The following is a 6,288-nucleotide window of genomic DNA, read 5'->3' as shown; positions in this document are numbered from 1 at the left end:
AGAAAAAAAGAACAATCAGTGAGGTTAGAAACTAATTTAGTGTAAACCCTAATCTATAACTTTTGTAAACCATGTATCTTAACGAACATTAAAACTCTAGATGAACTATAAACAAAAACTAATTCAAAGACATAAGAATCCTATAGGATTAATTTTAAGACTAATAACCTATATAGCAATATGTTATTCTCTGTGGATGCACAATATAAATCTATTACTCCTACTGATTATTTTAGATATTTCAAATTGGTTTTTTATGCCTATGGTAAATCCTAAAAGTGAACTAAAAATCGTAAATAAAGTAGTTGAAACTGAAATTGATTGGATAAAAAGTCCATTAAATTTAATAAAATATTTTTCAATAATAACAGGGTTAGGATTATTCATTTTATTAGGAGTTGGACTTTGGAAGCACAATTGGGTTTTACTTATAATGGCATTTGTTTCAATTTCAATTTTAAAACATTTAATATTAAAAACTACATCAAATCAATAACATATTATGAATTGTAAAGAAGTAGCAGTTTTCAAATTCAAAGACGATTGTCTTGAAGGAGCAATTGAACTAAATAAGAAACTAATCTCTGAAATGCAAAAAGAATTTTACTTCTTGATCTAAGTTATTAACTTCAAGTCAATAATCGGTATTTACTGTTTAGCTTGAAAAAACTTTTATAGTAAGTCCCCTTAGATTAAAATTGAAAATATAATTGTGTATCATTCTGGGTACAGATATGGACACAAAAAAAAGAAACCCCTTTGATTTAAAGGGGTTTCGTCGTTATTAGTGACCTCGGCAGGATTCAAACCTGCAACCTTCTGAGCCGTAATCAGATGCGCTATTCAGTTGCGCCACGAGGCCTTTTTACTGCTGTCCTGGGACAGTGTGCTCCAAAACAAATAACAAAGGAATTTGCGATGGGGGTGCAAATATATTTCTTTTTTAAGTTTAAGACAAAATAACTAAGGGCAATTCAATTGGATATAAAAGAAAGTGATGTGCTTTTATTTGGAATTATCTCCTAAAGCGTTGATGGTGACAAAATAGCGCCAACCAATAATTGCTAGCTGTAATTTGGAGGCCTTGGCAAGATTCAGCCCTTTTTTGGTATAGGAGGGAAGGATAGTTTTGTTAACAGCTGCCAAAAACTTAAATAAATGCTTTCTCATACCCCGATTTTTGTAAATATACAGTTTTGTAAAAAAATAACGACCGCCAATGGGCAGTCGATAACTTTCTAATAATGGGGCTAAATAATGCTAATTATATTACAGCCGTGACCAGGGTTAAAATAATGAGCAATAAAATCTTGGCGAGTGTTATCATGATTGATGTTTTTTTGTGTTCCTTTTCACTTTAATTTGAGCGGTAGAAGGAGCTGGTTTAACTAATTATTTTATTAATTCAGAATGAAGATATGTTAATGCCCAACTAACTTCCAAGAGAATTGAAGAATATTAATGGAATTAAATACATTATTGTAAGTAAAAAGACGGAATGTATTATGATTAGAAACACGTTGCCTTGCACAAAGTAACAGATATCAATATAAAATGATGTATATGCTATTGAATTATAATATTTGTAGGGGCATTTTGGCTACTTTTTCATTTTGCAAGGGAGAAATAAGGGCAAAAACAGCTTTTTTTGTCAATTCCGTCATTTAGAAACAAAAAAACCAACCGCTTTCACGATTGGTTCTTAACGCCAGATGGGTTAGGTTATTTACTATAAAAACAACTTAGTCTTCTTTTTTTGTGTTGATGATTACTACGCCATTTTTACCTTTATTGCCGTACTCACTTTCTGCTTTTTCACCTTTAATTACATTGATGGTAGCAATCTTGTCTGGTGATAGTGCTTTTACTTCTTTCTCAGAAACTTCTTTCCCGTCTATCAAGATAAGTGGTTCTTCTTCACCGTCTGTATCTACAAAGAAGAAACTATTGTTATCAGCACTTTTTACTTTGATATCGAAATCTTCATCGTTGTCGTCGTCGTCATCGCTCATAATGATCATTACATTGCCTTTATCATCGTTGTCTATGGTTTTAATTTTTATCTTTTCTTTGTGAATTATACCTTCTTTTTCTAGTTCCTCCTCGGATATTTCCTTTCCATCTACAATAATGGTTTTCTTCCCGTCTACATTTTCAATAACAATGCGCTTATCTTTACCGCTATCTTTACTGACCCATACATTTTTATGCGTCTTATGTTTTCCGGAACGCTTTACAATTACTTCATAATCGCCATCATGTTCATGCTCGTTGTCCACATCGGCTTCAACATGAATAAAGCTATTACTATGCGTATTGCTATTGCCGCCGTTGATATATAAGCCTCCGTTTTCATCTTCTCCAAAGAAGATAGGGGGTATTCCTTCATCGTTAGAATATTGTCCTACCACCTCACTGTCTTCTGTTTTAAAGGTTATTTTGATAGCTGTTATATATCCCTCCTTGTTTCGTTTAACTTTCTTTACCAGCAAGGTGCCTCCTTCATTCTTTATCTCTCTGACAAGGTCGTCAATTTCACTATCTGTGGTTTCCTTTGTAATACTGTATTGCTGATCGGCAGACATGAACATACTATCCGCATAAGAGATTTCTTCCGTTACCGGGATAGGCCTGGCTTTGGTTTCAATATTGAAGGCCAGAACAAATACCAATAGTAAAGGGAGTACCAGGGCGTATTTATATAGATTTCTTCGGTCCGATTTTGATTTGTGTAACATAACTATTCGTTTTTTGATTAATGAATTATAAAATGCGTTGGTAATTTGAGTTGAAAAAGGAACTCCGGACACTCTTAACAAAGTATACTGGTAACTCTTGAGTGAGGTAACACCCTTTGCTGCACTTTCATCCGCAAGGAATTCCAGGTTTTGTTTTATGTTTTTCTTGTACAACCAACCAAAAGGATTAATCCATAGCACCATGGTAATGGCATGGGCCAGTAGTACGTCTAAAGTATGCCATTGTGAACTATGTGCGCGTTCGTGTTCCAGTATGGCCTGAAGTTCTTCGGCCGAATAGAGGTGAGGATTGTAGAAGATATAATTAAAGAAAGAGAAAGGCGCTATTTCCTTATTGGTTTCCACATAAACAAAACCGTTTTCTTTCTTTGAGCTATGGGCTTTTATCATTGATCTTAATGATAGTAGCTGTAAAGCAAATTTAACTATCAAAAAGAGTAATCCCATTAAATAAACATCAGACAAAATTGCCATCCAGTCCCAAGAGGTAGTCGATAACCCCTCGGAAAAAGTGGCCGGAATTCCACTATAATTTTCATAGGTTACCGGTGTCACATCCACATATCGGGTAATGGTTAATAATGGGAGTAGAAATGCGACCAAAAGTCCGGCTAATAAAAAATGCCTGTTGGCTTCAAAAAAAGTCTCTTTTTTAAGAAAAATGTGATAGGTTAAATAGAATACTACCAGAATTCCTGACGCCTTTAGAATATATTCCAAAAATGCTTCCATTTACTTGTTTTTTTCTATTAGGTGGATAATTTCCTTTAGTTCTTTAACAGATATTTTTTCCTCCTTTGCGAACATAGATACCAGATTCTTATAGGAATTGTCGTAATAATCAGCAAGTGTTGAACTTACAAAACGCTTTCTATAGGCTTCTTTGGTTATAATGGGATAATACCGGTGTGTATTGCCAAATGCTTCATGCCCTACATACTTTTTTTCTTCCAGATTCCGCACAATGGTAGACATAGTATTGTAATGCGGCTTATCTTCTTTAAACTCGGTTAATATTTCTTTTACGAAGGCCTTTTCCAATTTCCAAAGGATCTTCATGACCTCTTCTTCCTTGTTTGTCAATTTCTGCATATCTCGAAAATTATTTTCAGGATTCAAACATATTACTATTTGAGTAGTTAAACAACTATTTTTATAGTTATTTAACTATTTTTATAGTTTTATTAGGAATGATTTTCCTTCGCAGATATCTGAAATCTTCCTCTATATTTGTCCTAAATTCGGCGCATGCAAGATTTTGTTTTTACGATTTTGGGATTAGCCATTTTAATTCTTGGTGGCAACTGGTTGCTGAAATCTGCTGTCGCACTTTCTCTTCGCTTAAATATCTCAAAGATCATTATAGGTATGACAGTAGTGTCCTTTGCCACTTCGGCACCTGAATTGATCGTAAGTGTTAATGCTGCGCTTGACGGATTTCCGGATCTGGCCCTAGGGAATGTTATTGGGTCTAATATAGCCAACCTTGGGCTGGTATTGGCCATAACAATTATTTTGGGAAGCATAGATGTGCGGCCTAGTTTTTATACCACAGACTGGCCTGTGATGATGGTGGCCTCTTTATTATTTTTCGGCTTTATCTTTTTTGATGCTGAAATTCAACGTCATGAAGGTGTCATTATGTTTATCTTCTTATTTATCTTTTTGATCTACCTGCTCCGTTTTCAGAAAACTGCTGTTGTTGAGGAACCTCATGAAGACTACATACTTTTACCACTTTACAAGGCGGTATTATTTTTTGTTTTGGGCGCCGCTGCATTATGGGGAGGATCAGAATTGTTAGTACAGGGTGCCGTTGGGATAGCCACTTCTTATGGGATAAGTGAAAGGGTAATTGGTATTACTGTAATTTCAATTGGTACAAGCATTCCAGAACTAGCCGCTTCGGTTATTGCCATCCTTAAAAAAGAGAAAGCGATATCTGTGGGGAATTTAATAGGGTCTAATATCTTTAATCTTTTGGCCGTACTTGGAATTACTTCGATGATCACTCCCATTAAGGTTTTAGATCAGGGATTACTCAGCAATGACATCTTCTGGATGCTGGGAATTTCCTTTGTAATACTACCCCTGGTTTTTTTACCTCGGGGACTGCGTCTAGGGTGGAGAGATGGTATAGTTCTTATTGGATTATATGGTGTGTTTGTTTATTTAACACTAGGGTAAACAAATTGTAGGGCCTGCCGATATATAGTTGATTGTTTATTACAAACACAAGAAATACAGATATACTAAAAACGCCTTTGAATGATCAAAGGCGCTTTTAATATATAACAACAATTAATTGTTCTATGCTTCTGCAGTAACGTTTGCAGATTTAACAGTCTTTATTATTCTACCTGCAATCTTATACGGATCTCCATTTGAAGCTGGTCTTCTGTCTTCCAGCCATCCTTTCCATCCTTTTTCTACAGTAATTATCGGGATTCTAATGGACGCCCCTCTGTCCGAAACGCCATAAGAGAAATCAGATACGTGAGCTGTTTCATGTAACCCTGTTAATCGCTCATCATTAAATTCACCGTAAACAGCGATGTGTTCTTCCGTCACCGGTCTAAAGGCTTCACAGATCTGCTCGTAAATTTCTTTAGAACCACAAGTTCTCAAGGTAGTATTAGAGAAATTAGCATGCATACCAGAACCATTCCAGTCTCCTTTAACAGGTTTAGGGTGGTATTCAATGTAGTAGCCATACTTCTCTGTCAATCTATCTAATAGATATCTCGCTACCCAAATTTCATCTCCTGCTTTTTTGGCTCCTTTAGCAAACAATTGGAATTCCCATTGTCCTGGAGCAACTTCCTGGTTGATACCCTCAAAATTTAATCCAGCTGCAATACACAAATCTGCATGCTCTTCAACAAGATCTCTTCCCCAGGTATATCTACCGCCTACAGAACAATAGTATTTCCCTTGTGGTCCGGGAAATCCGCCACGTGGAAATCCTAATGGTAAATCTGTTTTTGTATCCATTAAGAAATATTCTTGTTCAAAACCAAACCAAAAGTCTGCATCATCATCATCAATGGTCGCTCTTGCGTTAGAAGGGTGAGGTGTTCCATCAGCCGATAAAACTTCAGACATTACCAACCAGCCATTTTTTCTAACGGGGTCAGGATAAATAGCTACAGGTTTCAACAAACAATCCGAAGAACCTCCTGATGCTTGTTCGGTTGATGAGCCATCAAAAGACCAAAGCGGACAGTCCTCTAGCTTACCACTAAAGTCCTCTTCAATTTTGGTTTTGCTTCGCATATTTTGGGTGGGTTCATGACCATCTAACCAGATGTATTCTAATTTTGATTTACTCATAATACTTGAATTAATTTGTTTTAAAAGACGGTCAAAAATATAGTTTTTATACAGAATACCACGCAATATTGAGGGGTAAATATTAAAAAAACAGGTAATTTTATTAACACCCCTATTTTTTATAGGGTAATTTGTAAAATTTGTAATAATTGCTCGTTATTCTATTAAATGTTTAATTTTACCGGATTCATAAAAA

Annotated in this window: 6 protein-coding genes and 1 tRNA gene; 2 read left to right on the top strand and 5 right to left on the bottom strand. The window is 35.4% G+C overall.

Annotation, left to right across the window (positions count from 1 at the left end; all coding sequences use genetic code 11):
* The first annotated feature begins 100 nt into the window (after positions 1 to 100).
* Positions 101 to 496 carry a hypothetical protein gene (locus tag J1G40_RS15290; protein ID WP_265243531.1) on the top strand — a complete coding sequence of 132 codons (396 nt, stop codon included), beginning with the start codon at positions 101 to 103 and terminating at the stop codon, positions 494 to 496.
* 292 nt (positions 497 to 788) lie between these two features.
* Here the strand turns inward: J1G40_RS15290 and J1G40_RS15285 are convergent.
* The 4 genes from J1G40_RS15285 to J1G40_RS15270 all read right to left on the bottom strand — a co-directional run bounded on the left by J1G40_RS15285 (position 789) and on the right by J1G40_RS15270 (position 3,851).
* Positions 789 to 862, bottom strand: a tRNA-Arg gene (locus J1G40_RS15285).
* A gap of 143 nt (positions 863 to 1,005) precedes the next feature.
* Positions 1,006 to 1,170, bottom strand: coding sequence for an SsrA-binding protein (locus tag J1G40_RS15280; protein WP_265243530.1), 165 nt, complete (start codon positions 1,168 to 1,170; stop codon positions 1,006 to 1,008).
* A 572-nt stretch (positions 1,171 to 1,742) separates the two neighbouring features.
* Positions 1,743 to 3,491: a M56 family metallopeptidase gene (locus J1G40_RS15275; RefSeq protein ID WP_265243529.1), complete on the bottom strand. Its 1,749-nt coding sequence runs from the start codon at positions 3,489 to 3,491 to the stop codon at positions 1,743 to 1,745.
* Positions 3,492 to 3,851 carry a BlaI/MecI/CopY family transcriptional regulator gene (locus J1G40_RS15270; protein WP_265243528.1) on the bottom strand — a complete coding sequence of 120 codons (360 nt, stop codon included), beginning with the start codon at positions 3,849 to 3,851 and terminating at the stop codon, positions 3,492 to 3,494.
* 156 nt (positions 3,852 to 4,007) lie between these two features.
* Here J1G40_RS15270 and J1G40_RS15265 point away from each other — a divergent pair, with 156 nt between their 5' ends.
* Positions 4,008 to 4,946: a calcium/sodium antiporter gene (locus J1G40_RS15265; RefSeq protein ID WP_265243527.1), complete on the top strand. Its 939-nt coding sequence runs from the start codon at positions 4,008 to 4,010 to the stop codon at positions 4,944 to 4,946.
* 123 nt (positions 4,947 to 5,069) lie between these two features.
* Here J1G40_RS15265 and J1G40_RS15260 read toward each other — a convergent pair whose 3' ends face one another.
* A complete protein-coding gene (locus J1G40_RS15260) occupies positions 5,070 to 6,092 on the bottom strand; it encodes a glutamine synthetase beta-grasp domain-containing protein (protein ID WP_265243526.1) in 1,023 nt (340 codons plus the stop codon).
* Positions 6,093 to 6,288 lie beyond the last annotated feature (196 nt).

This window comes from Muriicola sp. Z0-33, from assembly GCF_026126425.1.
Classification (GTDB): Bacteria; Bacteroidota; Bacteroidia; order Flavobacteriales; family Flavobacteriaceae; genus JAFMPW01.
Note: the sequence above shows the minus strand (reverse complement) of the source record. Positions and strands in the feature narration are given on the sequence as shown.

What these genes read in the sequence shown, in the direction of transcription:
- J1G40_RS15290 (WP_265243531.1), top strand. Translation starts at nt 101, where the DNA reads ATGAACTATAAACAAAAACTAATTCAAAGACATAAGAATCCTATAGGA.
- J1G40_RS15280 (WP_265243530.1), bottom strand. Translation starts at nt 1,170, where the DNA reads ATGAGAAAGCATTTATTTAAGTTTTTGGCAGCTGTTAACAAAACTATC.
- J1G40_RS15275 (WP_265243529.1), bottom strand. Translation starts at nt 3,491, where the DNA reads ATGGAAGCATTTTTGGAATATATTCTAAAGGCGTCAGGAATTCTGGTA.
- J1G40_RS15270 (WP_265243528.1), bottom strand. Translation starts at nt 3,851, where the DNA reads ATGCAGAAATTGACAAACAAGGAAGAAGAGGTCATGAAGATCCTTTGG.
- J1G40_RS15265 (WP_265243527.1), top strand. Translation starts at nt 4,008, where the DNA reads ATGCAAGATTTTGTTTTTACGATTTTGGGATTAGCCATTTTAATTCTT.
- J1G40_RS15260 (WP_265243526.1), bottom strand. Translation starts at nt 6,092, where the DNA reads ATGAGTAAATCAAAATTAGAATACATCTGGTTAGATGGTCATGAACCC.